A 24,631-nucleotide genomic window follows, 5' to 3' on the forward strand; every position below is an offset into this window, starting at 1 on the left:
GTTATCAAAGCATCACTATCAGCACATCATCCAGGGGCTAGGATGGCCGGATGACGGGAGATCCAGAGGCCGACCCCTACGCCGAGTTGGCCGACCTGATCCTCAACGTGGGCCGACTGATCCGGGTGCGGACACCATCCGGACCCGAGGTCGTCCCCCTGACGCCGACCGAACGGCAGGTCATGCGGATCGTCGATCTCCACCCCGGCAGTGCGCCCAGCGAGATCGCACAGCGGACACACCTCCAGCGGACCAACGTCAGCACGGCACTCCGGACCCTCCAGGGGAAGGGCATGGTCATCAGGGAGGCTGGGCCCGGCCGAGGCGTCGCCGTCCATCCCACGGGTCGCGCCGTCGCCAATCTCGCGACCCTGCGCTCGGCTTGGTCGCGACACCTGTGCGACGTCCTGCCCGGTGAGCGCGACGCAGTGGAAACCTGCAACCGGCTCCTCGGCCGGCTGGAGGCAGGACTCACCGCCCCGCCGACGGCCGGTGCGCAGGGGGACGGGCACACCTAGGCGGCCAGCTGTCCGACGCTGCGCACGCTCGACCGGCCGGCGCGCCTCGGCTGAACACCGGGTGGAGCTCCGACCAGCCGGGACGCCCGGCCGCGAGGCGGTGCAGGCGCAGTGCGACCTGCAAGCTCGAGGTCCCACCCGGGTCCGCCCAGCCCGGGCGGAGCACCTCGGTGACCCGGCCCAGTCACGGTGCCGGCCCTGCTCGCCGCTCGCCGCGGGGACGGGTGCCGCACCGAGGTCCGCGGAGCGGTCGTCGGGCTCGACGCCGCCGAGCACCTGTCCGTCGACGCCGCGCGCGTTGCTCCTGACCCGCCGCACACGCACCCGGACCGGGTGGCCCGCGCCGCGTCGGGGACCACGCCGTCCCCGGACGCGGCGCGCACGTCAGAACGAGATGACGCCCCGCAGGCTGCGGCCGTTGCGCATGTCGTCGTAACCGGTGTTGACCTCGTCGAGGCCGTAGGTGTGCGTGCGCAGCTTCTCCAGCTCCAGCTTGCCGGTGCGGTGCAGCTCGAGCATGCGGGGGATGTCGGCCCGGGGGTTGGACGACCCGAACAGCGACCCGCGCACCTGCTTCTCGAACAGCGTCAGGTCCAGCGCGCTCATCGACACCTGGGTCTCGGTCGCCTGGTGCAGGTTGGTCACCACCACCCGGCCGCGCTTGCCCACCATGCCCAGGCTGGCCCCGATCTGGTCCCCGGACCCCACGCCCATGGTGTTCACGCACACCTGGGCCATCCGGCCGCGGGTGAGCTCGGCCAGCAGCGCGGTGGCCTCCTCGTTGGTCTCCACCGCGTGCGTGGCGCCGAACTCCAGGGCCTTCTCCCGCTTGAAGGCCACCGGGTCCACGGCCACCACGTGCTCGGCGCCGGCGGCGACGGCGCCCTGCACGGCGTTGATGCCGATGCCGCCCACCCCGACGACGGCGACGATGTCCCCGGCGCGGGCCTCGCCGGTGTAGACCACCGCGCCGTAGCCGGTGATGACCCCGCAGCCCAGCAGGCAGGCCACGTCCAGGGACAGGTCGTCCTCGATCTTGATGCAGTTGGCCTGGCTGACGACGGTGTGCTCGGCGAAGGTGCCCAGCAGGCACATCAGGCCCAGGTCCTGGCCCCGTGCGTGGTGGCGGGCGGTGTGGTCGGAGATCTGGGTGCCCTCGCCCAGGTACATGCCCAGCTCGCACAGGTTGCTCATGCCGCGTGCGCAGGCGCTGCAGCGCCCGCAGACGGGGAGGAAGCTGAAGATCACCCGGTCACCCGGTGCCAGCCCGACGACGCCGGGTCCGACCTCCTCGACGGTACCGGCGCCCTCGTGGCCGCCGATCATCGGCAGCGGCCAGGGCAGGTCGCCGGTGACCACGTGCTCGTCGGAGTGGCACAGCCCGCTGCCCCCGAGCCGCACGAGCACCTCGCCGTCCCTGGGCGGGTCGAGCTCGATCTCCTCGACCGACCACTCCTTCTGCCGGTTCCACACCACTGCTGCACGGGTCTTCATCGCACGTCCTCCTCGACGGGCCAGCGGTTCGCGGCTGCCACGGACCTCACCGGTCGTGGCGCACGCCACAACCCTGCAGGCAGGTGCGGCCCGGCATCTGTGCCGTCCTGGCACACCCGCGCCTCAGCGGGTGGCCGGATCGATGCGCAGGCTGCGCAGGCGCCGGTACAGGGTGTTGCGACTGACCCCCAGCACCTCGGCGGCGTGCACCTTGTTGCCCCGGCACTGGCGCAGCGCAGCGACGACCGCATCGCGCTCGGCCTGCCAGAGTGCCCCCACCACCTGCGGGCGACCGGCGTCGCGGTAGCCGGGCGGGAGGTCGGCCTCCGTCACGTCCCCGGTACCGCGGCGGGCGGCGACCTCCTCGACGACGGTCCGCAGCTCGCGGAGGTTGCCCGGCCAGTCGAGGGCGGCGAGGGTGCGCAGCGCGGCCGGGGTGAAGCGGGCTCGTCCCTGCGTGGCGGCGGTCAGCAGGGCCGTGGCCAGCGCCGGCAGGCCGAGTACCTGCGCTGGCACCCCAAGCGCACCTGGCAGGGCAGCGAGGACGCCGCGGCTGCCGCCCCGCGCGAGGACCGCATCCGCGACCTGATCCGCACCTTCGAGCTGGCGATGCACGCCCTGCTCGACGAGCCGCCGGGACCGCCGGCCGCGCCGGCGCCCGTGCCCGACGCCGCGGTCGCGGCCCTGCTGCAGGCCTTCGCCGACGCCGAGGGCGGCGCCATGCACAAGCTCGAGGCGCACCAGCTCGCCCGCCGGTTGTCCCCGGACAGCTACCTGGTCGCCGGTCTCTACCGCCAGGACCCGCCGCTGCTGCGGGCCGACCGCGAGGTGCGGGCCATCACCCCGGCCGGCCGGGCCTGGCTGTCCCGGTACCGCAGGGCGCACCCGGGCAGCTGAGCCCGGGCTGCTGTGCCGGGGCTGCTGTGCCGGGGCCGGGGACGGGGGCGCAGGCGCCGACGCGCCTTGCCCGGAGCTGGCATCCTCCTCCCATCGAGGTGGGCGCAGCGCCCGCCGAACCCGCCGGTCCGGCGGACGACGACCGGGAGGGCACATGGGTGCAACGGCAGGGCAGTCCGCGCAGCCGCAGGACCAGGACAGTCGCCGCGGCGGATTCAGCTCGCGCAAGGTGTTCATCCTGGCCGCCATCGGGTCGGCGGTCGGGCTGGGCAACATCTGGCGGTTCCCCTACGTCGCGTACGAGAACGGGGGTGGGGCGTTCCTGCTGCCCTACCTGGTGGCGCTGCTGACCGCGGGCATCCCGTTCCTGCTGCTGGACTACGCCCTGGGCCACCGGCACCGAGGTTCGGCGCCGCTGTCGTTCGCCCGGCTGCGCCGGGGTGCCGAGGGGCTGGGCTGGTGGCAGGTCGGCATCTGCTTCGTCATCGCGGTCTACTACGCCGCGGTCATCGCCTGGGCGCTGCGCTACACCTTCTTCTCCCTCGACGAGGCATGGGGCGCCGACCCCGAGGGCTTCTTCTTCGGTGAGTTCCTGCAGGCCGGGGACATCGCCGTCACCACCGACGTGGTGCCCGGGGTCCTCGTGCCGCTGGCGATCGTCTGGGTGGCCGTGCTGGCGATCATGGCCCTGGGGGTGCAGCGCGGCATCGGCACCGTCTCGCTGGTGTTCATCCCGCTGCTGGTGGTCGCCTTCATCGCCCTCGTCGTGCAGGCCCTGCTGCTGCCCGGCGCGGGCACCGGCCTGGACGCGCTGTTCACCCCCGACTGGTCGGCGCTGGCCTCCGCGCCGGTGTGGGCCGCCGCGTACGGCCAGATCTTCTTCTCGCTGTCCATCGGCTTCGGCGTGATGATCACCTACGCCTCCTACGTCGACCGGCGCGAGGACATGACCGGCTCCGGCCTGGTCGTGGGCTTCTCCAACTCCGGCTTCGAGCTGCTCGCCGGTATCGGGGTCTTCGCCGCGCTGGGCTTCATGGCCCAGGCCAACGGGGTCGCCGTGGACGAGGTGGCCGGGGACGGGATCGGGCTGGCCTTCGTCGCCTTCCCGGCGATCATCAGCGAGGCACCGGGCGGCGGGCTGCTGGGCGTGCTCTTCTTCGGCTGCCTGGTGATCGCAGGCATCACCTCGCTGGTCAGCGTGATCGAGGTGGTGATCTCCGCCGTCCGGGACAAGCTGGACACCTCCCGGGTGACCGCCACGCTCGTGGTCGGCGTCCCCGCCGCGGTGCTGAGCCTGGTGCTGTTCAGCACCACCAGCGGCGTCTACGTCCTCGACGTCGTCGACCGGTTCGTCAACCAGTACGGCATCCTCGTGGTGGCGCTGCTGAGCATGCTGGCGGTGTCCTGGGCGCTGCGGGCACTGCCCGTCCTGGGTGGGCACCTCAACGTCCACGGTCGGCCCCGGATGGGCACCGGCTGGCGGGTGCTGACCAGCGTGGTCGCGCCCGCCGGCCTCGCGGTGGTGCTCGTGCTGTCGCTGCGGGAGGACTTGGCCGCGGCCTACGAGGGCTACCCGACCTGGCTGCTGGTCGGCTTCGGGTGGGTGCTCGTCGTGGCGCTGCCGGTCGTGGGGTTCCTCGTCGCCCGGCTGCCGTGGCGGGACGGGACGCACCTGGAGGGCCCGCCGCCGGGCTCGGACCCGGCACCACCGGCCGGTGCGGTCACCACCGGGCACGACGCGGAGGGGACCCGATGAGCACCGTGGCGATCGTGATGATGGTGGTGGCCATGCTGGTCATCTGGGGCGGGCTCGCCCTGGCCGTGGCCAACCTGGTCCGCCACGGTGCCGTCGAGGACCGCGTCGACGACGGGCCACGGGGGCGCTGACCCCGGCGACCGTGCCCGGGCCCGCCGGTCAGCTGCTCGCGGTCCCCCCGGCGTCGAGCAGGTCGGCCAGCGCGCCGGCGTCCCGGACGTCGGTGAACCCCAGCTCGACCATCCGGTCGGCGGCCGCCGCCGAGCGGGCGCCACTGCGGCAGTACACGACGTAGGTGCCCGCCGGGTCCAGCTCGGAGATGCGGGCGGCGAAGTCCTCGGCGCTGACGTCGACGTTCACCGCACCGGCCAGGTGACCCTCGGCGTACTCCTCGGGGGTGCGGACGTCGACCACGGTGACGTCCCCCTGCCCGGCCAGGTCCACCGCGGCGGCCGGGTCGACCTGCACCACCGGCGCGGTGCCGGCCGCTGCCGGGGGCGGATCGGCGGGCTGGGGTGCGGCGCACCCGAGGAGCACGGCGGCCGGCACCGCCAGGGACACCAGGAGCGGGCGCGTGCGGCGGATGTCGGCCTCCCGGGTCGACGCGGTGCGGTCGGGGACACCACCATGGTGGCACGGCGCCACGCCCGGACAGGACCAGCACCGGGAGACCCGGCTGCCCGCGGGCCGGTGCTCGCGGGCAGCCGGCGGATCAGCCGCTGATGACCTGGGGGACGGCGACGGCCTTGAGGCCCTCGACCCCGAACTCCAGGCCGTAGCCGGACCTCTTGTGCCCGCCGAAGGGGATCATCGGGTGCACGCCGCCGTGCTTGTTGATCCACACCGTGCCGGCCTCCAGCCGGGCGGCGAGGTCGCGGGCGGCGTCCCGGTCGCTGCTCCACACCGAGGCGCCCAGGCCGACGTCGAGCCGGTTGGCCATCGCCACGGCCTGGTCGACGTCGCGGAAGCGGATGATCGGCAGGGCGGGGCCGAACTGCTCCTCGGCCACCAGCGCGTTCTCGTCGTCGATGTCGGCGACCAACGTGGTGGGGTAGAAGTTGCCCGGGGCGTCGGGGTCGGGGTCGCCGCCGATGAGGATGGTGCCCCCGCCGTCACGGGCGGCGTCGACCAGGCGGGCGACGATGTCGTACTGTGCGCGGTTCTGCAGCGGGCCCAGCACGTTCTGCTCCTCCAGCCCCCGCCCCATCGGCATCGCCCGGGCCACCTCCACCAGTGCCGCGCAGACCTCGTCGTAGACGTCGGTGTGCACGTACAGCCGCTTGAGCGCCGCGCACGTCTGGCCGGTGTTGATGAACGCGCCCCAGAACAGGTCCTGCGCGATGGCCTGCGGGTCGACGTCGGGCAGCACGATGCCGGCGTCGTTGCCGCCCAGCTCCAGGGTCAGCCGCTTCACGGTGTCCGCCGAGCTGCGGATGATGGCCTGGCCGGTGGCGGTGGACCCGGTGAACATGACCTTGTCCACGTCCGGGTGGCCGGACAGCCGGGCCCCCACCTCGCCGTCGCCGGCGACGGCGCCGAGCACGTTGGCCGGCAGCACCTCGTTGAGCACCGCCGTCAGCGCCAGCACGCTCAGCGGGGTGTACTCCGAGGGCTTGACCACCACCGTGTTGCCCATCCGCAGGGCCGGGGCCACCTGCCAGATGGTGATCATCATCGGCCAGTTCCACGGGCCGATGGCACCGACCACGCCGACCGGGCGGTAGTGCAGCTCGGCGTGCTCGTCGGCGTCGTCGACCACGGTCTCCACCGGGAGCTCGGTGGCGGCGGTGGCCCGCAGCCACGCCGCGCACGCTCCGACCTCGAAGCGGGCGTTGGGACCGTTGAGCGGCTTGCCCTGCTCGCGGGAGAGCAGTTCGGCCAGGGACTCCGCGGCGGCCTCCACGGCGTCGGCGGCGCGCTGGAGCAGCTCGACCCGTTCGGCGTCGGGGCGGGCGGCCCAGGCCGGCTGCGCGGCGCGGGCGCGGGCGACGGCGTCGTCGACGTCGGTCGCCGATCCCTGCGCGACGTGCCCGACGACCTCCCCGGTGGCGGGGTCGGGCACCGGGCGGCCCCCGGGGTCGGTGATCCGGTCCAGCAGCTGCTGCAGGGTCGGGGTGTCCTGGGTGGGCTGCACGGGGGTGCTCACGTCGGGTGCGGTCATGGTCGGCCTCCTGGTCGTCGTCGACGGTGGGGGATGGATGGGTGGTGCCGGTCAGCCGGCGGTGGTCGCGTCGTCCAGCCGGCGTGCGTCCCGGGCCTGCAGCCGGTGGCGGGCCAGCTGGGTGGCCGCGGCGATGCCGACGGCGGCCACCAGGGCGACGCCGCTGGCCACGTTCTGCCAGAAGGTGGGCACGCCCAGCAGGGTCAGGCCGTTGCGGAGCAGGCCCATGAACAGCACCCCGACGAGGACGCCGAACATGCTGCCCTCACCGCCGGTCAGCGCGATGCCGCCGAGCAGCACCGCGGTCAGCACCGACAGCTCGAACCCCAGCCCCAGCTGGCTGGCCGGTGCGCTGTTGAGCCGGGCCACCGTGATGGCCCCGGCCAGGCCCGCGGTCGCGCCGGCGGCGACGAACAGCAGGAACGGGATGCGGCGCACGTCGACGCCGGACAGGAAGGCCGCCTCCCGGTTGACCCCGATGGCGTAGACGTGCCGGCCGGCCGGGGTGCGGGTGAGGAACACCGCCGCGACCACCAGCACGGCCACCGCGACGAGCACCGCGACCGGCACCCCGGCGACGTTGCCGATGCCCAGGAACCCGAACGCGTCGCCGAAGTTGCTCAGCGGCAGCGGGGTGACCAGCTGGGCCACGCCGCGCACCGCGGTGAGCATGCCCAGGGTGACGATGAAGGAGGACAACCCGAACACGGTGGTCAGCACCGCGTTGACCACACCGATGGCCGCGCCCGCCGCCACCGCGGCCAGCACCGCCACCGCCGGGTTCGCTCCGGACTGGACCACCTTGCCGGCCACCACGCCGCCCAGGGCCAGCGTCGAGCCGACCGACAGGTCGATGTAGCCGGAGATGATGAGCATGCCCACCGGCGCGGCCACGATGGCGATGACCGCGGCGTCCAGCAGGACCCCGCGCAGGTTGCCCCAGGCCAGCTGGCTCCCGGTGGCCAGCTGCACGCCGGCGACCATCACCACCAGCAGCACCACCAGCGGGTTCTTGACCAGCCAGGCGCCCGCGGCGCCGACCGGGGACCGGCTGGCGGCCGGAGCGGGGGAGGTGCGGGTGCGCGCACCGCCGACGGCGGGCGGGGACGTCGTGCTCATGGGGTGTGCTCCAGGTCGCGGTGGATGAGGTCGAGCAGGGTCTGCTCGGTCGTGGCGCCCATGTCCAGCTCGTCGACCACCTCGCCGCGGCGCATGACCAGGCAGCGGTGCGCCAGCGCCACGACCTCGTCGGGGTCGTTGCTGGCGAACAGCACCCCGATGCCGTGCTCGGCGGCCACGGCGCGCACGACCTGGTAGATCTCGGCCCGGGCCCCGACGTCCACCCCCTGGGTGGGGTCGTCGAGCAGCAGCACCCGGGTGCCGGCCCGGTCGTTGACCCAGCGGGCGATGAGGACCTTCTGCTGGTTGCCGCCCGACAGCCGGGCGACGGCGACCGAGGGGTCGGCCGGGCGCAGCCCGAACGCGCCCGCGGCGGAGGCGAACACCTGCCGCTCGGCGCCGCGGCGGCGCCAGCCGGTGCGGGCCAGGAGCGACATCACCCGCATGACGGTGTTCTCCGCCGAGGAGAGCGACCCGAACAGCCCCTGCTGCAGCCGGTCGCCGGGGACCAGCGCCAGGCCGGCGCGCAGCGCGTCGTCGGGGGTGGCGACCCGCACGGGGACGCCGTCGACGTGCACGGTCCCGCCGGTGGCCCGGCGGCGGCCGAACAGCGTCTCCAGCAACCGGGAGCGACCGGATCCGACCAGCCCGTACAGCCCCACGACCTCCCCGGGACGCACCTGCAGGGACACCCCGGGCAGCCCCGGCGCCCGTAGGTCGCGGACGTCGAGCACGGGGTCGGCCCCGGCGGTGACCGGCGCCGGTGCCGCGGCGCCCGCGGAGGCGCGCCCGCTGACCGCGGTGACCAGGTCCTGCTTGGTCACCCCGGCCATCGGCGAGGACCACACGACCCGGCCGTCCCGCATGACCGTGGTGCGGTCGGCCAGCTCCAGCACCTCGTTGAGCAGGTGGGTGACGTAGAGGATGGCGATGCCGTCGTCCTTGAGCTGACCGACCAGCCCGGCCAGCCGGCGGGCCTCCACCGGGGACAGCGCCGCGCTGGGTTCGTCCAGCACCAGCAGCCGGGCATCCCGGCCCAGCGCCTTGGCGATCTCGACCAGCTGCCGCTGCCCGATGGTCAGCTCGCCCACCGGGGTGTCCGGGGACACGGTGAGGCCCACCCGGTCCAGCAGCTCCAGCGCCCGCGCGCGCTGCTCGGCGCGGCGCACGAAGACCCCGGCGGTGGTCGACTCCTGGCCGAGGAACAGGTTCTCGGTCACGGTCAGCCGGTCGATGAGGCTCAGGTGCTGGTAGATGACGGCGATGCCGGCCGCGATCGAGGACCGGGGGTCCAGGGCGCGGTGCTCGGTGCCGTGGACGGTGAGCGTCCCCGCGGTCGGGGAGGTGCCACCGCCCAGGCACTTGATGACGGTGGACTTCCCCGCCCCGTTGTGCCCGAGCAGCGCGTGCACCTCCCCGGCGGCGAGGTCGAGGTCGACGTCGTCGAGGGCGAGGGTGGCCCCGTAGCGCTTGGTGAGGCCCCGGATGGAGACGGTCACGAGGTCAGCCGCCGAAGGCGGTGATGTACTCCTGCAGGTCCGGGCTGTCCGGGGTAACCAGGTACACCGGGACGTCGGTCTCGGGCTCCTCGCCGCGGGCCAGGGCCAGCGGGATGTCGATGGTGGCCGCCACGATGTCCTCGGACTTCACGGTCACCACCCCGCGGACCATGTCCCCGGCCTGCATCGACTGGAACAGCGACAGGTTGCCGTCCAGCCCGCCGACGTAGGTCTCCGGGTCGTCGGCGGCCCGGCCCGTCGACAGCAGCGCCTGGTAGGCGCCCTGCGCGGCATCGCCCACGGCGGCCAGCACGATGTCGACGTCGGGGTTGGCGGCCAGCACCGAGTTGGTCACCGTCAGGGCGTCCTGCGGGGTGACCGCCTGCTGCTGGGCGACGATCTCGGCGTCGGGGGCGGCCTCGGCCAGGCCCTCGACGATGCCGCGGGTGCGCTCCTGGCCGATCTGGGTCAGCTGGTCCTCCAGCACCAGCACCCGGGGTGCGCGGCCGAGGGCCTCCTGCGCCCACTGCGCGGCGTCCTCGGCCAGCATCCGGCCGGACTCCTCGAAGCTGAACTGCAGCGTGCTCGACTGGTTGTCCATGTCGCCGGCGTAGGTGACCCAGTACTTGCCGGCGTCGATGTACTGCCCGGCCAGGGACTCCACGCTGGCCGGGTCGATCGGGAAGGACACCACGGCGTCGACGTCGCTGTTGAGGTAGGTCGTCAGGTTCGACACCTGGGTGGACAGGTCACCGTTGTCGTTGGTGAACTCCACCGTCACGCCCTGGGACTCGGCGTACTCGGCGAGCTGCCCGCTGAGCACGGAGTAGATCGGCAGCGAGGTGAACGGGAAGTCGAACAGGATGGTGTCGACCTCGGTGGGGCCGTCGGCGGGGGAGGCGGACCCGCCGGCTGCGCCGGACTCGCTGGTGGTGCTGCACCCGGCCAGGGCCAGGGACAGCGCCACGGGGACGGCGACGGCGGCGGTGGTGCGCCGGCGGAGTCGGGACATCGTTGACCTCGTTCTCTCGGGGTGCGGTGCGGTGGGGACGGGGGGTCAGGAGCGGGTGAAGACCTGCCGACCGGCGAACCAGGTCTGCAGGGTGGTGACCGACGCGAGCTCGGTGTCCGGCACGGCGAACGGGTCGCGGTCCAGGACGACGAGGTCGGCCGACAGGCCCGGGGTCAGCGCGCCGGTGACGTCAGCGAGGCCCATGGCCCGGGCCGCCGAGGTCGTGTAGGCCGCGACCGCCTCCTGCACGGTGATCGCCTGCTCGGGCCAGACGGTCCCCGGGAAGCGGCCGGTCGGGTCGGCCCGGGTGACCAGGCCGGCGATGGCCGGCCACGGGTCCGGTGACTCGGCCACCGGCCAGTCCGAGCCGCCGGCGACCAGTGCCCCGGTGTCGAGCAGGTCGCGGTTGGGCTGCAGGCGGCTGGCCTGGGGCTCGGCCCGGACGGTGCGCAGCGCCTCGACGATGACGCCGGGGAACCACAGGGCGGGGGAGATGTCGGCGACCACGCCGAGCTCGGCGAACCGGGGGACGTCGTCGGGGTGCAGGTACTGCCCGTGGGCGATCTGCACCGGCACGGTGATCCCCTCGGCCCGGCCGGCGGCCACCACGTCGAGCACCATCCGCGCCGAGGCGTCACCGGTGCAGTGGATCTTCAGCCCGATGTCCAGCTGCGCGGCCCGGCGCAGCCAGCCCGTGAGCTCCTCGACCGGCATCGTGGTGTGCCCGCGGGTGCAGGCGCCGTGCTCGTCGGGCAGGTAGGGCTCCAGGAACGCGCCGGTGCGCGAGGTGGGGACGCCGTCGAGGAAGATCTTGGCGAAGTCGGGCCGGTGGTGGCGGGTGCGGAACCGCTCGCCCTGGGGCAGCAGCTGCTCGCCGAGCACCTGGGTGCCGAAGATGAAGTCGTTGACCAGCATCGAGGTGACCACCCAGGCGTGCAGCCGGCCCTCCTCGTCGAGCTTGCGCAGCCCCGCCATGGTCTCCAGCCCCGCGGCGGCGTCCTGGAAGGCGGTGATGCCGTGGGCGTGCAGCAGCTCGATGCCGCGCTCGGAGTTGCGCGCGGCGTACTCGGCGTCCCGGTCGACGGTGGCTGCCCACGCCTGCTGCACCAGCCCGCCGGCGGCCTCGATGAGCACCCCGGTGGGCGCGCCGGAGGCGTCGCGGACGACGCGGCCGCCGGTGGGGTCCGCGGTGAGGTCCAGGACGCCGGCGGCGGACATGGCCGCGGTGTTGGCCCACTTGTTGTGGTGGCTGTCGTCGGTGAGCAGCACCGGGTGCCCGGCCGACACCTCGTCCAGCGCGGCCAGCACCAGGGGGGTGCCCAGCTGGTCGATCAGCCCCGAGCCCCAGGACTCACCGACCACCCACGCGCCGGGCTCGAGACCGGCGGCGTACCGCCCGACGGCGGCCAGCAGCTCGTCGATCCCGGCGGTGGCCGGCACCAGCAGCTGGTGCAGGTCGGCCTCGCCGGCGGTGGCGTGGTGGTTGTGCACGTCCATCAGCCCGGGCAGCACGACCGCGCCGGCCAGGTCGACCACGGTGGTCGCCGGGCCGGCCAGCCCGGCCAGCTCGTCGTCCTCGCCGACCGCGACCAGCAGGCCGTCCCGCACGGCCAGCGCCGAGGCCCGCGGCCGGGCGGGGTCGAGGGTGTGCACCACTGCTCCGGTGAGCAGCAGGTCGACGGCGTGGTCGGCCACGTGTCCTCCTGGTCGGTGTGCGGGGTGTGGTGGGTGTCACGCACTCTGGTCGTCCGGCCGGGCCGGCGGTGACCATCTCGTGCACCCGGGTTCGCCGTTCCGTGCACCCGGACGCATGCGGTGCACCGGTCGGCGGTCAGGCCGGCGGCTGTTCCGCGGTGTGCACCAGGCGGCCGGCGAAGTAGGTGCGCAGCACCCGGGTGGCGTGCAGCTCGCCCGGGTCGACGGCGAAGACGTCACGGTCCAGGACGACGAAGTCCGCGGCCCGGCCCGCGGTGAGCCGGCCGGTGACGTCACCGAGACCCATCGCCTGGGCCGGGTGGGCGGTGAAGGCGGTCAGCGCCTCCTCCACGGTGAGCGCCTGGGCGGGGTTGAGCGTGCCGGGTACGGCCGGGTCGGGGTTGGCGCGGGTGACCATCGCGCCGAGCCCGGTCCACGGGTCGGGGGTGGGCGCCGCGCACGGCCAGTCCGACCCGGCGGCGACCACAGCGCCGGAGTCGACCAGGTCGCGGAAGGGCCAGGAGGCGGCCACCACGTGCTCGGGCACGTGCTCGGCGATGCTGTCCTGGATGACGCCGGGGAACCACAGGTGCGGGGAGGCGTCGGCGACCACGCCGAGGGCGGCGAAGCGGGGCAGGTCGTCGGGGTGGACGTACTCGGTGTGCGCGATCTGGAACCGCGGGCCGGGCCCGCGCCGGGCCTGCACCTGCTCCACGGCGTCGAGCACCAGGCGGACCGAGGCGTCGCCGGTGGCGTGGAACTTCGCCCCCAGGCCCAGGTCGTGGCAGCGCTCGACCTCGGCGACGAGGTCGTCGAGGGTGTAGTACAGCTCGCCAGTGGTGCCGGGCTCGCCGTGCCGGCACAGGTAGGGCTCCAGCAGCGCCGTCGTCCGGGTCATCGGCACCCCGTCGAGCACGACCTTGACGAAGTCGGGACGCACCAGGTCGCCGGTCAGGTCCCGGGAGCGGGCGATGAGGTCGGCACCGACCGGGCCCTCCTCGAGGAAGGGCCGCACCGGCATGGAGGCGACCACCCGCATGGTCAGCTCACCGCGCACCTCGAGGTCGCGCAGCGCGGCCAGCGGCGCGCCCATCGTGGCGGCCTCCTGCGCGCTGGTGATGCCGTAGGAGTTCATCACCCGCACCGCGGTGGCCACCGCCTCCCGGATGCGGGCGGTCATGTCCGGGACGGAGGCGGCGAACGCCGACTCGGCCCGGGCCGAGGCCAGCTCGTGCAGCACGCCGGTGAGCCGGCCGGCGCCGTCGCGGACGAACCGGCCGCCCTCCTCGTCGGGGGTGTCGGGCCCGACCCCCATCAGCTCCAGCGCCCGCGAGCTGACCCAGCGGTTGTGCATGGTGTCGTCGCGGATGAGCACCGGGCGCCCGCCGCTGGCCTCGTCCAGGGCCAGCCGGTGGGACTCATCGGTCAGCTGGCCCAGCACGGTGCTGCCGAGGATGCCCCCGACCACCCACTCCTCGGGGCCCAGCTCGGCGGCCCAGGCTCGGACCTTGGCCAGCACGTCGGGGAGCTGGTCGGTGGGCAGCAGCGGCAGCTCGAAGGCCGCCTGCGCACCGGCCAGGTTCAGGTGCACGTGCCCGTCGACCAGCCCGGGGACGACCAGGGCGCCGGCCAGGTCGTGCACCTCGGTGCCGGGGTGGGCGTGCCGGGCCAGCTCGTCGGCGGCGCCGACGGCCAGGAGCACCCCGTCGCGGACCGCGAGGGCCTCGGCCCAGGGCCGGTCGGGGTCGGCGGTCCAGATGCGGGCGCCGGTGACCAGGAGGTCGCACGGGGACGGGGTGGTGGGCACGGGCGCCTCCAGGGTCGGCGGGATGTCCGCGGCGGCCGGCGCCGGCGGTGCCCCAGCACACCCCGGGCGCCCGTGCGGGGCCCAGCCATCGCACGCACGCGGGACCGCCATTCCGTGCACGGGTGGCCGGCCCGGCGGCGCCTGCGCGCTCAGGCGGCGCGGGACTGCTGGCGACGCAGCTCGGCGGGCGAGTCGCCGAACGCGGCGCGGAACTGGCGGGCCAGGTGCGTGGTGTCCAGGATGCCCCACCGGGCGGCGATGGCCGGGGTCGTGCGGCCGGCCATCGCCGGGTCCAGCAGGTCCCGCCGAATGCGCTCCAGCCGCCGTCGGCGGATCCATGCCGCGGCGGAGAAGCCCTCCTGCGCGCACATCTTGTGCACCTGGCGGACCGAGACGCCGAGAGCGGCGGCGGTGGACTCCACGCTGAGGCCCGGGTCCCCGAGGTGGGCCAGCGCGTGGGCGCGCACCCGGTCGGCCAGGTCGATCCGCCCGGACCCGGCGACCTGGGGGAGCCCGGCGTAGACGGCCAGCATCATCGACACCAGCGCGTCGCCCAGGTGGCAGGCCGCGGGGGTGTCACCCAGACCGGCATCGTCGCAGCGGGCCAGCTCGTCGACCATGAGGGCCAGGGCGCGGGCCGGGCCGCTGGTGGCCGCCACCGGCATGGCCGTCCGCTGGCTGATCTGGCGCATCTGCGGTCCCAGGCGCTCCCGCGGGACGGCGACCACGACGGCCTCCCAGCTCGGGCTGATGGTCTCCAGCTCGTAGGGGCGGGTGGTCTCGTAGACGACCAGGGTGCCCGGTTGCACCTCGCAGCTGCGCCCGTCCTGCGCCAACCGGCTCACCCCGCGGCGGGGCCAGGTCAGCTTGACGAACTCCGGGTCGCTGGAGCTGAGCAGCCGCCCGACGCGGGAGACCGAGTTGGCGCCGGTCGCGAGCTCGGCGACCAGCAGCCCGTCGGCCCGGGTGCTGCGCAGCCGGCCCTGGAAGCCCCGGCCGGGGACCGGGCGGATGCGCACCGGGGCGCAGGCTGAGGACACCGCGGTCTGGAAGCTGTCGAGGGCGGCCTCGCCGTCGTCGGAGGGCGGGGGTTCGGGGTGCTGGACAGGCATGGTCACTCCCTTGTGGACCGGTGGTGGCAGCGCTGCGCCCGGACGTGGGCTCAGATCAGGACGCCGTCGAAGAACGCGGCCAGCTCGGCCGTGGCCGTCAGGGGCAGCACGTCGGCGACGTACTGGTCGGGTCGGACCACGACCACCGCGCCGTCGCGGCTGACGCCGCGCACCTCGAAGACGTCGTGGTCGGGGCCGGTGGCGTAGACCTTCTCCCAGTCCAGCAGCCCGAGCGCGCCGGTGCGGGGCCGGAACACCTCGGGGACGCGACGCAGGTCGACCTCGGCGAAGGGCTGCTGGTAGACCACGACCACCTCGACGTGGGCGTGGGTGTCCAGCTCGCGGGGGGTGTGCGCGCGCAGCGGGGAGGCCGGGTCCTCGGCCAGCCACGTCGCGAGGTCCTGCACCGGGCCCGAGCCCGGTGCTGCGCGGTCGGCGAAGACGTAGACCCGCCACCGGCCGTCGGCCCGGGCCTGGTGGCCCAGCTGCAGCGGGACGGTGTCGGCGACCCGGTGCACCCAGGTCGAGTGGAACCGCTTGCCGATCGGGAACCCGGCGGCGAGGTCCTGGTGGCGGGGCTGCGCGATGAGCACCGACGGCGCGTACTGGGTCATGAACCCGGCGGGGAACTCGAAGGTCTTGGTGTAGAAGTCCTGCAGGTACCCCGGTTCGGGCAGGTCCTCGGGAGCGGTGGCCATCAGGGTCGACCACTCCTTGTCGAAGGTGATCAAGTCCTGGGCGATGACCTGGCGCTCGGCCGAGTAGGTCTCCAGCAACGTCTCCGGTGCCCGCCCGCTCAGCACGTGGCCGAGCTTCCAGGCGATGTTCCAGCCGTCCTGGATGGAGACGTTCATGCCCTGGCCGGCCTTGGCGCTGTGGGTGTGACAGGCGTCGCCTGCGATGAAGACCCGGGGCCCGCGCCCGGGCGGGGCGTCGTCGGGGACGTCGTCGAACCGGTCGGTGAGCCGGTGACCGACCTCGTACACGCTCCACCAGGCGACCTCGGCCACGTCGAGGGTGTACGGGGTCAGGATGGCGTTGGCCCGGGCGACGATGTCGGCCAGCGGGGTCCGGCGGACCGCGCCGGCGTCGTCCTCGCCGACGACGCCGAGGTCGACGTAGAAGCGGGTGAGGTAGCCGCCCTCGCGGGGGATGAGCAGGATGCTGCCCCCGTCGCGGGACTGGATGGCGCACTTGGTGCGGTAGTCGGGGAAGTCGGTGTTGGCCAGGACGTCCATGACGCCCCAGGCGTGCATGGCCGCCTGGCCGACCAGCCGGCGACCGATCGCCTCGCGGACCCCGCTGCGGGCACCGTCGCACCCCAACACGTACCGGGCACGGACGGTGCGCCGTTCCCCGGCACGGGGACCGGTCACGTGCTGGACCTGGACGTGCACCGGGTGGTCGGGGTCGTCGGTGACCTCCAGCCCGAGGAAGTCCACGCCGTAGTCGGGCACCCCGCGGGCGGGGGAGCGGGCGGCGAACTCCACGAAGTAGTCCTGCACGCGGGCCTGGTTGAGGATCAGGTGCGGGAACTCGCTGATGCCCGAGGGGTCGTCGGGCACCAGCGCGGTGCGCACGATGCCCGAGGGGTCGTCGGGGTCGGGGTTCCAGAACGCCATGGACGTGATGCGGTAGGCCTCCTCGGTAAACCGCCCGGCGAAGCCGAAGGCCTGGAAGGTCTCCACGCTGCGCGCCTGGATGCCGTCGGCCTGGCCGACCTCGAGCCGGCCCGGCCGCTTCTCGATCAGCCGCGCGCTCACACCGGGGAACTGGGAGAGCTGGGCGAGGGCGACCGACCCCGCCGGACCCGCGCCGACGACGAGCACGTCGACCTCGTCGGGCAGGTCGGCCGGCCGGTCCAGGCCGACGCCGGCGGCTGGTTCGACCCGGGGGTCGCCCGACACGTAGCCGCTGTGGTGGAACTGCACAGGTGCCCTCAATTCGTTCGGATAAAGAACGCATCACTCTGAGATCGAGCTGGCCCGCACAGTACGTCGCACATCACACCAGGACAAGGAGGGAAAAGGGGTGGGCACACGGAGGAGCGGGTTGTCCCCACCGGGGTGCGCGGGTGGGTCGGCGATGTGACGGCCCGGTCAAGATTCGTGAACGGCTCGTACAGACTCTTGACGTATACGATCAGCAACTGCGAACCTCCCGGTGAGCCCGGTCACTCGACCGGGGAGCCGGACCGGGAGGTCAGCGTGGCGATGGACCAGACCTGGGCGCGGCGCACCGCCGGGGCCGCCCTGCAGCGCTACGGCCTGCACGACGCGGACCTGCAGTTCGTGAAGTTCCGGGAGAACTGGGTCTTCCGGGCGACGTGCGACGGAGCCGACTACGCCGTCCGGCTGCACCGGCCGGGTCTGCACACCGCGGAGGCTGTCGGCACCGAGCTGGCCTACCTGTCGGCCCTGCAGCAGCGCGGGTTCCCGGTCCCCGAACCGGTCCGCACCACCGACGGCGAGCTCATCTGCGCGGTCGAGGACGGGCCCGGCGGCACGGTGCTGGTGTGCGTGATGCGCTGGGTCGTCGGCGGCCGGCAGCTCGGCGACGCCGGTGCCGCCTTCGACGGCTCCAGCCCGATCACCCCGGAGGACCTGCACCGGGTGGGCCAGCTGGCCGGCGCCCTGCACAACCACCTCACCGAGCTCGGCCGGCTGCCGGGGTTCGACCGGGACGCCTGGGACGGCCCCGGCCTGCTGGGTGCGCAGGCGCTGTGGGGGGACCCGCTGGCGCTGCCGGCGCTGTCGGCGCCCGACCGCGAGCTGCTGAGCGGGGCGGTCGACCGTCTGGCCGCCGACCTGGCCGACCTCGGCGACGGACCCGACGTCTACGGCGTCATCCACGCCGACCTCACCCCGGAGAACGTCCTGGTCCGCGGGTCGGAGTTCGTCGTCATCGACTTCGACGACTTCGGCGAGGGCTGGCACCTGTTCGAGCTCGCCACCGTCCTGTTCTTCTTCCGCCCGCACCCGCGGTTCGCCGAGTTCGTCGACGCCGTCGTCAGCGGCTACCGCACCCAGCGCGAGCTGGACGACCGCCAGCTGGCCCACTGGACCGGGATGCTGCTGGCCCGCGGCCTGACCTACCTGGGCTGGGCGGCCGCACGCCCGGGCGAGGAGACCGCCGCCTGGATCGCCGAGGAGGTGGTCCCGGTCGTCGTGGCGCTGGCCCAGGAGTACCTGGCCGAGCGCGCCGAGCTGGTCTGAACCACCTCATCGAGTCCCGGGCCCACCCGGCCCGACAACGGAAGGAACCGCCATGTCCACCTCCGGCTCCACCCCCGGTCCGGCGTCCGGGCTCGCCCGCAACCAGCTCGGCGTCCCCGGTGTCGTGTTCCTCGTGCTCGCCGCGGTCGCCCCGCTGACCGGGGCGATCGTGGTCATGTCCCTGGCCATCGCGCTCGGCAACGGCGGCGGCGTCGTCTTCGCCGTGCTCGCGGTGGCAGCGATCCTGCTGTTGTTCGCCGTCGGCTACGCGGCCATGTCGCGCGACCTGGTCAACGCCGGCGGGTTCTACGCCTTCGTCGTGCGGGGTCTGGGACGACCCGCTGGCCTCGTCGCCGGGTTCATCGCCACGATGGGCTACAACTTCTTCGTCGCCGGTGCCATCGGCACCTCGGGGTTCTTCACCTCGCTGGTAGCCGCCGACCTCCTGGGCGTCGACATCCCCTGGTACGTGGCCGGCCTGGTCATGATGCTCGCCTCCTTCCTCCTGGCTCGGGGCGGGATCGAGATCAGCGCCAAGGTGCTGGGCGTCGCCCTCGTGCTGGAGACCCTGGTCCTCGCGGTGTTCTGCGTCGCGGTGCTGGTGCGGACCGGCTTCAGCTTCTCGGTGTTCGGCACCGACGTGGCGTTCAGCGGGTCCGTCGGGCTCGCCCTGCTGTTCGCCGCGACGGCCTTCCTCGGGTTCGAGGCCACCGCACTGTTCGGCGAGGAGTCCCGCGACCCCCGGCGGACCATCCCCCGGGCGACCTACGCCGCCATCACCATCATCGCGCTCATCCACGCCCTCACGGTGTGGGCGTTGGTGAGCGCGGCCGGTGTCCAGGACGCCCAGCAGGTCGCCGTCGACCGCCTGGCCACCGGCGACTTCGTCTTCGTGCTCATCGAGCAGTACCTGGGCACGGTTCTGCTGGACCTGGCGCAGGTGCTGCTGGTCGTGAGCATGTTCGCGGCGTTGCTGGCCTTCCACAACATGGCCGCGCGGTACCTCTACGCGCTCGGGCGGGTGGGCATCCTGCCCAGGGGTCTGGCCACCACCCGCACCAACGGCGCGCCGCAGACGGCGTTGGTCGCCAACTTCGTCTTCTCCGTCGCGATCGCGGCGCTGTTCGCCGTCCTGGGGTTGGACCCCATCCTGAGCCTGGTGCCCGTGATGATCGGCTTCGGCACGCTGTGCGTGCTGGTGCTCCAGCTGATGGCCGCCACCTCGGTCGTCGTCCACTTCCGCCGGGTGCGTGACACCCGCTGGTGGTCGACCCTCGTGGCCCCGGGTCTGGGGATGGTGGGGTTGCTGGCGATCTGCGTGATGGCGGTGGACAACTTCACCCTCGTCGCCGGGTCCGATGCCCTGTACGTCCGGTTGCTGCCCTGGCTGCTGGTCCTCGCCCTGGTCGGTGGGCTGGCGTACGCGGTCTGGCTGCGCCGCAGCCGCCCCGAGGTCTACCGGGCGCTGAACACCGACCTCGAACGGTTCGACCCGGCCGCCGACCGCACCGACCAGCCGGCCCGCTGACGGCCCGGCACCCATCGTCCCAGGAGGAGGCGCGCGCATGGCCGACCTCGGCCTCACCGGCAGCAGGGTGCTCATCACCGGCGGCACGTCGGGCATCGGCTTGGGCGTCGCCTCGGCCTTCCTCGCCGAGGGCGCATCCGTGGCGGTGCTGGGCCGCAGCGCTGCCCGGATGCAGGCCGCCCTCGACCAGCTCGGCGACGCGGGGGAGGAGGGGGTGCTGCGCTCGGCGGTGGAGGACGTCGTCAGCCGGCTGGGCGGGCTGGACCACGTGGTCGGCAGCGCCGGCATCGCCGGCACCCTCGGCGACCCCGTCGAGGAGGTGCCGGCCACGGAGTTCCTCGAGGTGCAGCGGGTCAACGTGGCCGGTCCGTTCCTGCTGGCCAAGACCGCGCTGCCCCACCTGCGGGCCGGCACCAGCCCCACGTGCACCTTCATCGGCAGCGACTCGGGGTTCGTCGCGGTGCCCGGGATGCTGGCCTACAACGCGTCCAAGGGCGCCCTGGTGCAGCTGACCAGGGCACTGTCGGTGGAGCTGCACGGCCCGTTCGGCATCCGGGTCAACAGCGTGTGCCCCTCGATCGTGGACACCCCCATGGCGCGCGACGGCCTCGGCGTGGACTCCTTCGACGACGTCGGCTACCCCGTCAGCAGCGCCGCCGACATCGCCTGGCTGGTGCTGGGCCTGGCCTCACCGCGCTCCCGCGCCGTCACCGGCGTGTCCCTGCTGGCCGACCACGGCTACCACGCCCGCTCCTCGTTCCCCGCCTGAGCGCGGTGGTCAGGCCGGGTCCTGTGCCGGGCCCCAGGTGACCGGCAGGGAGGTCAGGCCCCGGAACACCCAGCCCGCCCACTGCTCCGACCGCCGGGGGTCGGTGCGCAGGCCGGTCAGGACCTCGTAGGCGAGCGGGACGGCGATCTCCCCGATCGAGATGCGGGCGGCCCAGTGGCCCGCGCACAGGTGCACCCCGCTGCCGAAGCCCAGGTGGGACTGCCGGGGGCGGGCGCTGTCGAAGACGGAGGGGCGGTCGAACTCGGCGGGGTCGCGGTTCGCCGCGGCGACCACGACGCCGATCGGGGCCTGCGCCGGCAGACGCATCCCGGCCAGCACGGTCTCCCGGGTGGTCTGCCGCGGGTACATGCCGATCGGGGACAGCCAGCGGACGGCTTCGTCGAACACGGCCGGCCACGCCGAGGGATCGGCCAGCACCCGGCGGCGCTGGTCGGGGTGGCCGCTGAGCGCCCACACGAGGGCGGTCACCATGTGCTGGGGCTCGTTCATCCCGCCGGCGATGGTCAGCTTCACGTTGGCCGCCACCGCCCCGTCGGGCATCCCGCTGTTCGCGAACGCCGAGGTCATGGACTCGTCGGGGTGCGCGCGGTAGTGGGGGACCAGGTCCTCCAGCAGGGCGTCGACCTCCGCCCGTGCGGCGTCGCAGCGCCGCCAGACGTCGGCGTCGTCGTGCAGGTTGCCCGTGCCGGCGATGAAGGCGTGCGACCACCGGTGCATGTCCGCCACGGCCGCGCCCTTGAGCCCCAGCAGGTCGATGAGGTTCTGCGCGGCCACCGGGGCGGCGTAGTCGCGGTCGAGGTCGGCCGCCTCGGGGCCGACCTCGCGCAGCACGTCCAGGTGGGTGCGGGCGTTGCGCTCGAACACCGGGACCCAGGTCTGGCGGATGCTGCGGGGGCGCATGGTGGCGTTCACCGGCTGCCGCTCGGCGGCGTGCTCGGGGTCGTCCTTGCGCAGCATGGGCGTCGCGCCCAGCGCCCGGGCCATCGTCCCGCCGGTGACCGACGCGGAGAAGGTCTCCTGGTCGGCCTCGACGTCGCGGCACGCGGCGAAGGAGACGGCGAGGTACTTGCCCATCGCCGGGACCCAGACCACGGGCCCCAGCTCGCGCAGGCGCTCGTAGGTGGCGTAGGGGTCCCGCACCATCTCCGCCGGGTCGACCCAGTCGGCCGTCGGGGGCTCGGTCGGGGTCGGGACCACGGGGTCCCCCGTCGCCGGCATCACGCGGCCGACGCCGTCTGCCCGGCGAACCCCTTGAGCGTGAAGGCCGGGTCGGCCGCCTGCTGCGGGGTGGGGGTGACCTCCGCGGCCAGCACCCGGCGGGCGGCGACGTGGTCGGCGGGGCGGTTCAGCGACTCCACGGCCACCAACACCCCGTCCCGGAACGCCAGCACGGAGAACCGGCGGCCCGGGACGTCGCCGCAGACCACCGTGGTGTCCCCGGGCCGGGCGAGCCCGGCGATCTGCAGCCGCAGCGGGCCCTGGTTGCTCCAGAACCAGGGCACCTCCGTGTAGTCCCCGGCCGACCCGAGGATCCCGGCCGCGACGTGCCGGGCCTGGTCGGTCGCGTTCTGCACCGACTCCAGGCGCACCCGTGTCCCGGGCGACCGTCCCGGGAAGCTGGCGCAGTCGCCGACGGCGTAGACGTGCGGGTCCGACGTGCGCAGGCGGGAGTCCACCACGACCCCGTCGTGCACGAGCAGGCCGGCGGCCCGCGCCAGGTCGTCGCGGGGGCGCACGCCCACCCCGACCAGCACGACGTCGGCTGCGTGCTCGGCGCCGGCCCCGGTGCGGACACCGGTCACCCGGCCGTCCCGGCCGAGGAGCTCGGCCAGGCCCTCGCCGAGGCGCAGATCGCTGCCCATCTCCCGGTGCGCGGCGGCGAGGCAGTCCGACATCACAGGGGTCAGGGCCCGGGCCATCGGCCGGTCGGCGGCCTCCAGCACGGTGACCGGGATGCCGTGGGCGCGGGCCGCCGCGGCGAACTCCAGCCCGATGAACCCCGCGCCCACGACCGCGGCGGACCTGGCCTGCCCGAGGTCGGCCCGCAGTGCCTCGGCGTCGGCCAGTGTGCGCAGGTCGTGCACGCCGGCCAGGCCGCTGCCGGGGAGGGCGAGGGTCCGGTTGGCGGCGCCGGTGGCGAGGACCAGCGCGGTGTAGGACAGCTCGTCGCCGTCGTCGAGGACGACCGTGCGGCGGGGCAGGTCCACGGCGGTGGCCCGGACGCCGGTGCGAAGGTCGATGCGGTGGTCGGCGTAGAAGCCGGCACCGCGCAGCGGCAGCGGCTGTGCGGGCCGGCCGGGGGAGAGGTGCTCCTTGGACAGCGGCGGGCGCTGGTAGGGCAGGGCCGCCTCGTCCCCGACGACGGTCACGGCCCCGGCGAAGCCGCCCTCGCGGAGCGACGCGGCCACCTGCACCCCGCCGTGCCCGGCCCCGACGACGACCACCCGGTCCTGGTCGGCCACGGATGCGCCTCAGACCTGGCTGGCCGGCACGTCGACCTCGACGCCGTCGAGGTCGGGGCCGGCGAGCAGCTGGCAGGACAGCCGGCTGCGGTCGTCGTCGCGGGGGGCCGTGGTGCAGTCGAGCATCTCGTCCTCGTCCTCCCCGACGTCGGGGAGCACGCCCAGCCAGGGCTCGCGCACGTAGACGTGGCAGGTGGCGCACATGGCCTGCCCGCCGCACTCGCCGACGATGCCGCGGACGCCGTGGCGCACCGCCGCGTGCATCAGGCTGGTGCCGGCGTCGACGTCGACGACGTCGGGCTCACCGGAGTCGTGGTGGTAGGTCACCGTGGGCATGTCGGTCTCCTCGGGGGTCAGGACCACAGGACAGGCAGGTGGGTGACCCCGCGGAACACCCAGCCCCGCACCTGGGCGGGGGAGGCGGGGTCCAGCCGCAGGTCGGGCAGCTCGCCCACCAGCAGGGGGAGGGCGACGCCGACGACCGACGCGCGGGCCACCCAGGCACCGGCGCAGAAGTGGCTGCCGCCGCCGAAGGCCAGGTGCGGCACCTTGGGCCGGTCGACGTCGAAGCGCTCGGGTTCGTCGAACAGCGCTGGGTCGCGGTTGGCCGCGCCCACGTGCACGCCCAGCCGCGCACCGCCGGGGATGGCCATCCCGTCGAGCACGGTGTCCCCGGTGGCCTGCCGCGGGTACATGCCGATGGGCGCGACCCACCGGATCGACTCCTCGAAGGCGTCGGCCCAGCGCCGGTCGGCCACCACGCGGTCGAGCTGGTCGGGGTGGGACAGCAGCGCCCACAGGGTGGTGGCGATGGCGTCGCGCGGTTCGTTCAACCCGCCGCCGATGGTCATCTTGAGGTTGGCGCGGACGGCCTCCAGCGGGATGGGCAGGTCGGCCAGCCCCGACAGCAGGGTGTGGTCGGGCTCGTGCCGCAACCGCACGAGCATCTCGTCGATCGCGGTGTCGACCTCGGTGGAGGAGCGCTGCGCCGCAGCCCACACGTCGGGGTCGTCGGCGTAGTTGCCGGTGCCGTCGATGAGGGTCTGCGACCAGCGCTGCAGGTCCTCGGCGGTGGCGTTGTGGAACCCGCAGATCTGCCGCAGGTTCTCCGCGGCGTAGGGCGCGGCGAACTCCGCGACCAGGTCGGCGCCGGGCCCGGCTGCCCGCAGCCGCTGCAGGTGAGCCTGGGCGTTGCGCTGGAACAGCGCGTCCCAGTGGGCCTTGATGGCCCGGGGGCGCAGCACGCCGCCGTAGGACTGACGCTCGACCGCGTGCTCGGGGTCGTCCTTGCGCAGCATGCTGTGGCCCATGGCCCGCTTCATCAGCGAGCCGGCCTCGTCGGCGGTGAAGCGGTCGGCGTCGAGCTCGACCTCGTGGGCGGCGTGGTAGCCGACCACCAGGTAGCGGTCGACCGCCGGGACCCAGTGCACCGGGGCCTGCGCACGCAGCCGCGCGAACACCGGGTAGGGGTCCTCGACCAGGTCCGGGATGGTGACCCACTCCGCGGTGGGCACCGGGCGCACCTGCTCGCTGGTCTGCGTGCTCATCGAGCCTCCTTGCTCATGA

At 74.1% G+C, this 24,631-nt stretch carries 22 protein-coding genes; 7 read left to right on the plus strand and 15 right to left on the minus strand.

The annotated features are described in order from the left end of the window. Positions 1–50: 50 nt before the first annotated feature. On the plus strand, positions 51–518 hold the full coding sequence (locus TEK04_RS05545; RefSeq protein WP_336403319.1) for a MarR family winged helix-turn-helix transcriptional regulator: 468 nt from the start codon (positions 51–53) through the stop codon (positions 516–518). 384 nt (positions 519–902) lie between these two features. Here the strand turns inward: TEK04_RS05545 and TEK04_RS05550 are convergent, their stop codons facing one another. Both TEK04_RS05550 and TEK04_RS05555 read right to left on the minus strand, forming a co-directional pair. Beyond that, positions 903–2,012 (minus strand): NDMA-dependent alcohol dehydrogenase, encoded by a 1,110-nt coding sequence (locus tag TEK04_RS05550; protein WP_336403320.1) that lies wholly within the window; start codon positions 2,010–2,012, stop codon positions 903–905. A 123-nt stretch (positions 2,013–2,135) separates the two neighbouring features. Then, positions 2,136–2,528, minus strand: a complete 393-nt coding sequence (locus TEK04_RS05555; RefSeq protein WP_336403321.1) for a helix-turn-helix domain-containing protein — start codon at positions 2,526–2,528, stop codon at positions 2,136–2,138. Positions 2,529–2,621: 93 nt separating this feature from the next. Here TEK04_RS05555 and TEK04_RS05560 point away from each other — a divergent pair, with 93 nt between their 5' ends. The 3 genes from TEK04_RS05560 to TEK04_RS05570 all read left to right on the plus strand — a co-directional run bounded on the left by TEK04_RS05560 (position 2,622) and on the right by TEK04_RS05570 (position 4,796). Beyond that, a complete protein-coding gene (locus tag TEK04_RS05560) occupies positions 2,622–2,909 on the plus strand; it encodes a hypothetical protein (protein WP_336403322.1) in 288 nt (95 codons plus the stop codon). 154 nt (positions 2,910–3,063) lie between these two features. Continuing rightward, the gene (locus tag TEK04_RS05565; RefSeq protein WP_336403323.1) at positions 3,064–4,665 is read left to right on the plus strand and encodes a sodium-dependent transporter; all 1,602 of its coding nucleotides are present in this window, start codon (positions 3,064–3,066) and stop codon (positions 4,663–4,665) included. Beyond that, complete coding sequence (locus tag TEK04_RS05570) at positions 4,662–4,796, plus strand: methionine/alanine import family NSS transporter small subunit (protein ID WP_336403324.1); 135 nt, start codon at positions 4,662–4,664, stop codon at positions 4,794–4,796. The genes TEK04_RS05565 and TEK04_RS05570 overlap by 4 nt, the downstream gene beginning before the upstream one ends. A 28-nt stretch (positions 4,797–4,824) precedes the next feature. On the opposite strand, the gene TEK04_RS05575 is transcribed toward TEK04_RS05570, so the two are convergent. The 9 genes from TEK04_RS05575 to TEK04_RS05615 form a co-directional block, all read right to left on the minus strand. After that, the gene (locus tag TEK04_RS05575; protein WP_336403325.1) at positions 4,825–5,310 is read right to left on the minus strand and encodes a rhodanese-like domain-containing protein; all 486 of its coding nucleotides are present in this window, start codon (positions 5,308–5,310) and stop codon (positions 4,825–4,827) included. A 67-nt stretch (positions 5,311–5,377) separates the two neighbouring features. Next, the gene (locus tag TEK04_RS05580; protein WP_336403326.1) at positions 5,378–6,826 is read right to left on the minus strand and encodes an aldehyde dehydrogenase family protein; all 1,449 of its coding nucleotides are present in this window, start codon (positions 6,824–6,826) and stop codon (positions 5,378–5,380) included. A gap of 51 nt (positions 6,827–6,877) precedes the next feature. Beyond that, positions 6,878–7,945, minus strand: a complete 1,068-nt coding sequence (locus TEK04_RS05585) for an ABC transporter permease (protein ID WP_336403327.1) — start codon at positions 7,943–7,945, stop codon at positions 6,878–6,880. Then, positions 7,942–9,444 carry a sugar ABC transporter ATP-binding protein gene (locus tag TEK04_RS05590; RefSeq protein ID WP_336403328.1) on the minus strand — a complete coding sequence of 501 codons (1,503 nt, stop codon included), beginning with the start codon at positions 9,442–9,444 and terminating at the stop codon, positions 7,942–7,944. Before TEK04_RS05590 ends, TEK04_RS05585 begins: the two co-directional genes overlap by 4 nt. Before the next feature lie 4 nt (positions 9,445–9,448). Next, complete coding sequence (locus TEK04_RS05595) at positions 9,449–10,456, minus strand: sugar ABC transporter substrate-binding protein (protein ID WP_336403329.1); 1,008 nt, start codon at positions 10,454–10,456, stop codon at positions 9,449–9,451. A 45-nt stretch (positions 10,457–10,501) separates the two neighbouring features. After that, positions 10,502–12,151 carry an amidohydrolase gene (locus TEK04_RS05600; protein WP_336403330.1) on the minus strand — a complete coding sequence of 550 codons (1,650 nt, stop codon included), beginning with the start codon at positions 12,149–12,151 and terminating at the stop codon, positions 10,502–10,504. 136 nt (positions 12,152–12,287) lie between these two features. Continuing rightward, a complete protein-coding gene (locus TEK04_RS05605) occupies positions 12,288–13,958 on the minus strand; it encodes an amidohydrolase (RefSeq protein ID WP_336403331.1) in 1,671 nt (556 codons plus the stop codon). A gap of 149 nt (positions 13,959–14,107) precedes the next feature. After that, complete coding sequence (locus tag TEK04_RS05610) at positions 14,108–15,070, minus strand: AraC-like ligand-binding domain-containing protein (RefSeq protein WP_336403332.1); 963 nt, start codon at positions 15,068–15,070, stop codon at positions 14,108–14,110. Between the two features lie 50 nt (positions 15,071–15,120). Then, positions 15,121–17,001: an FAD-dependent monooxygenase gene (locus TEK04_RS05615; RefSeq protein ID WP_336403333.1), complete on the minus strand. Its 1,881-nt coding sequence runs from the start codon at positions 16,999–17,001 to the stop codon at positions 15,121–15,123. Positions 17,002–17,283: 282 nt separating this feature from the next. Between TEK04_RS05615 and TEK04_RS05620 the strand changes: the two genes are divergently transcribed. The 3 genes from TEK04_RS05620 to TEK04_RS05630 are packed head-to-tail and all read left to right on the plus strand — an operon-like array spanning position 17,284 to position 20,582. Further along, positions 17,284–18,285: a phosphotransferase enzyme family protein gene (locus tag TEK04_RS05620; protein WP_336403334.1), complete on the plus strand. Its 1,002-nt coding sequence runs from the start codon at positions 17,284–17,286 to the stop codon at positions 18,283–18,285. Positions 18,286–18,337: 52 nt separating this feature from the next. Then, positions 18,338–19,813: an APC family permease gene (locus tag TEK04_RS05625; protein WP_336403335.1), complete on the plus strand. Its 1,476-nt coding sequence runs from the start codon at positions 18,338–18,340 to the stop codon at positions 19,811–19,813. A 37-nt stretch (positions 19,814–19,850) separates the two neighbouring features. Further along, a complete protein-coding gene (locus TEK04_RS05630; protein WP_336403336.1) occupies positions 19,851–20,582 on the plus strand; it encodes an SDR family NAD(P)-dependent oxidoreductase in 732 nt (243 codons plus the stop codon). A 9-nt stretch (positions 20,583–20,591) separates the two neighbouring features. Here the strand turns inward: TEK04_RS05630 and TEK04_RS05635 are convergent, their stop codons facing one another. The 4 genes from TEK04_RS05635 to TEK04_RS05650 are packed head-to-tail and all read right to left on the minus strand — an operon-like array spanning position 20,592 to position 24,612. Continuing rightward, positions 20,592–21,800 (minus strand): cytochrome P450, encoded by a 1,209-nt coding sequence (locus TEK04_RS05635; protein ID WP_336403337.1) that lies wholly within the window; start codon positions 21,798–21,800, stop codon positions 20,592–20,594. A 20-nt stretch (positions 21,801–21,820) separates the two neighbouring features. After that, positions 21,821–23,065, minus strand: coding sequence for an NAD(P)/FAD-dependent oxidoreductase (locus TEK04_RS05640; protein WP_336403338.1), 1,245 nt, complete (start codon positions 23,063–23,065; stop codon positions 21,821–21,823). 9 nt (positions 23,066–23,074) lie between these two features. Continuing rightward, a complete protein-coding gene (locus tag TEK04_RS05645; RefSeq protein ID WP_336403339.1) occupies positions 23,075–23,401 on the minus strand; it encodes a 2Fe-2S iron-sulfur cluster-binding protein in 327 nt (108 codons plus the stop codon). Between the two features lie 17 nt (positions 23,402–23,418). Continuing rightward, complete coding sequence (locus tag TEK04_RS05650) at positions 23,419–24,612, minus strand: cytochrome P450 (protein WP_336403340.1); 1,194 nt, start codon at positions 24,610–24,612, stop codon at positions 23,419–23,421. Between the last annotated feature and the right edge of the window lie 19 nt (positions 24,613–24,631).

It is taken from the genome of Klenkia sesuvii (assembly GCF_037083825.1).
Taxonomy (GTDB): domain Bacteria; phylum Actinomycetota; class Actinomycetes; order Mycobacteriales; family Geodermatophilaceae; genus Klenkia; species Klenkia sesuvii.

Coding starts and splice junctions, on each gene's coding strand:
- TEK04_RS05545 (WP_336403319.1), top strand. CDS start 51: ATGACGGGAGATCCAGAGGCCGACCCCTACGCCGAGTTGGCCGACCTG.
- TEK04_RS05550 (WP_336403320.1), bottom strand. CDS start 2,012: ATGAAGACCCGTGCAGCAGTGGTGTGGAACCGGCAGAAGGAGTGGTCG.
- TEK04_RS05560 (WP_336403322.1), top strand. CDS start 2,622: ATGCACGCCCTGCTCGACGAGCCGCCGGGACCGCCGGCCGCGCCGGCG.
- TEK04_RS05565 (WP_336403323.1), top strand. CDS start 3,064: ATGGGTGCAACGGCAGGGCAGTCCGCGCAGCCGCAGGACCAGGACAGT.
- TEK04_RS05570 (WP_336403324.1), top strand. CDS start 4,662: ATGAGCACCGTGGCGATCGTGATGATGGTGGTGGCCATGCTGGTCATC.
- TEK04_RS05580 (WP_336403326.1), bottom strand. CDS start 6,826: ATGACCGCACCCGACGTGAGCACCCCCGTGCAGCCCACCCAGGACACC.
- TEK04_RS05585 (WP_336403327.1), bottom strand. CDS start 7,945: ATGAGCACGACGTCCCCGCCCGCCGTCGGCGGTGCGCGCACCCGCACC.
- TEK04_RS05595 (WP_336403329.1), bottom strand. CDS start 10,456: ATGTCCCGACTCCGCCGGCGCACCACCGCCGCCGTCGCCGTCCCCGTG.
- TEK04_RS05610 (WP_336403332.1), bottom strand. CDS start 15,070: ATGCCTGTCCAGCACCCCGAACCCCCGCCCTCCGACGACGGCGAGGCC.
- TEK04_RS05620 (WP_336403334.1), top strand. CDS start 17,284: ATGGACCAGACCTGGGCGCGGCGCACCGCCGGGGCCGCCCTGCAGCGC.
- TEK04_RS05625 (WP_336403335.1), top strand. CDS start 18,338: ATGTCCACCTCCGGCTCCACCCCCGGTCCGGCGTCCGGGCTCGCCCGC.
- TEK04_RS05630 (WP_336403336.1), top strand. CDS start 19,851: ATGGCCGACCTCGGCCTCACCGGCAGCAGGGTGCTCATCACCGGCGGC.
- TEK04_RS05645 (WP_336403339.1), bottom strand. CDS start 23,401: ATGCCCACGGTGACCTACCACCACGACTCCGGTGAGCCCGACGTCGTC.
- TEK04_RS05650 (WP_336403340.1), bottom strand. CDS start 24,612: ATGAGCACGCAGACCAGCGAGCAGGTGCGCCCGGTGCCCACCGCGGAG.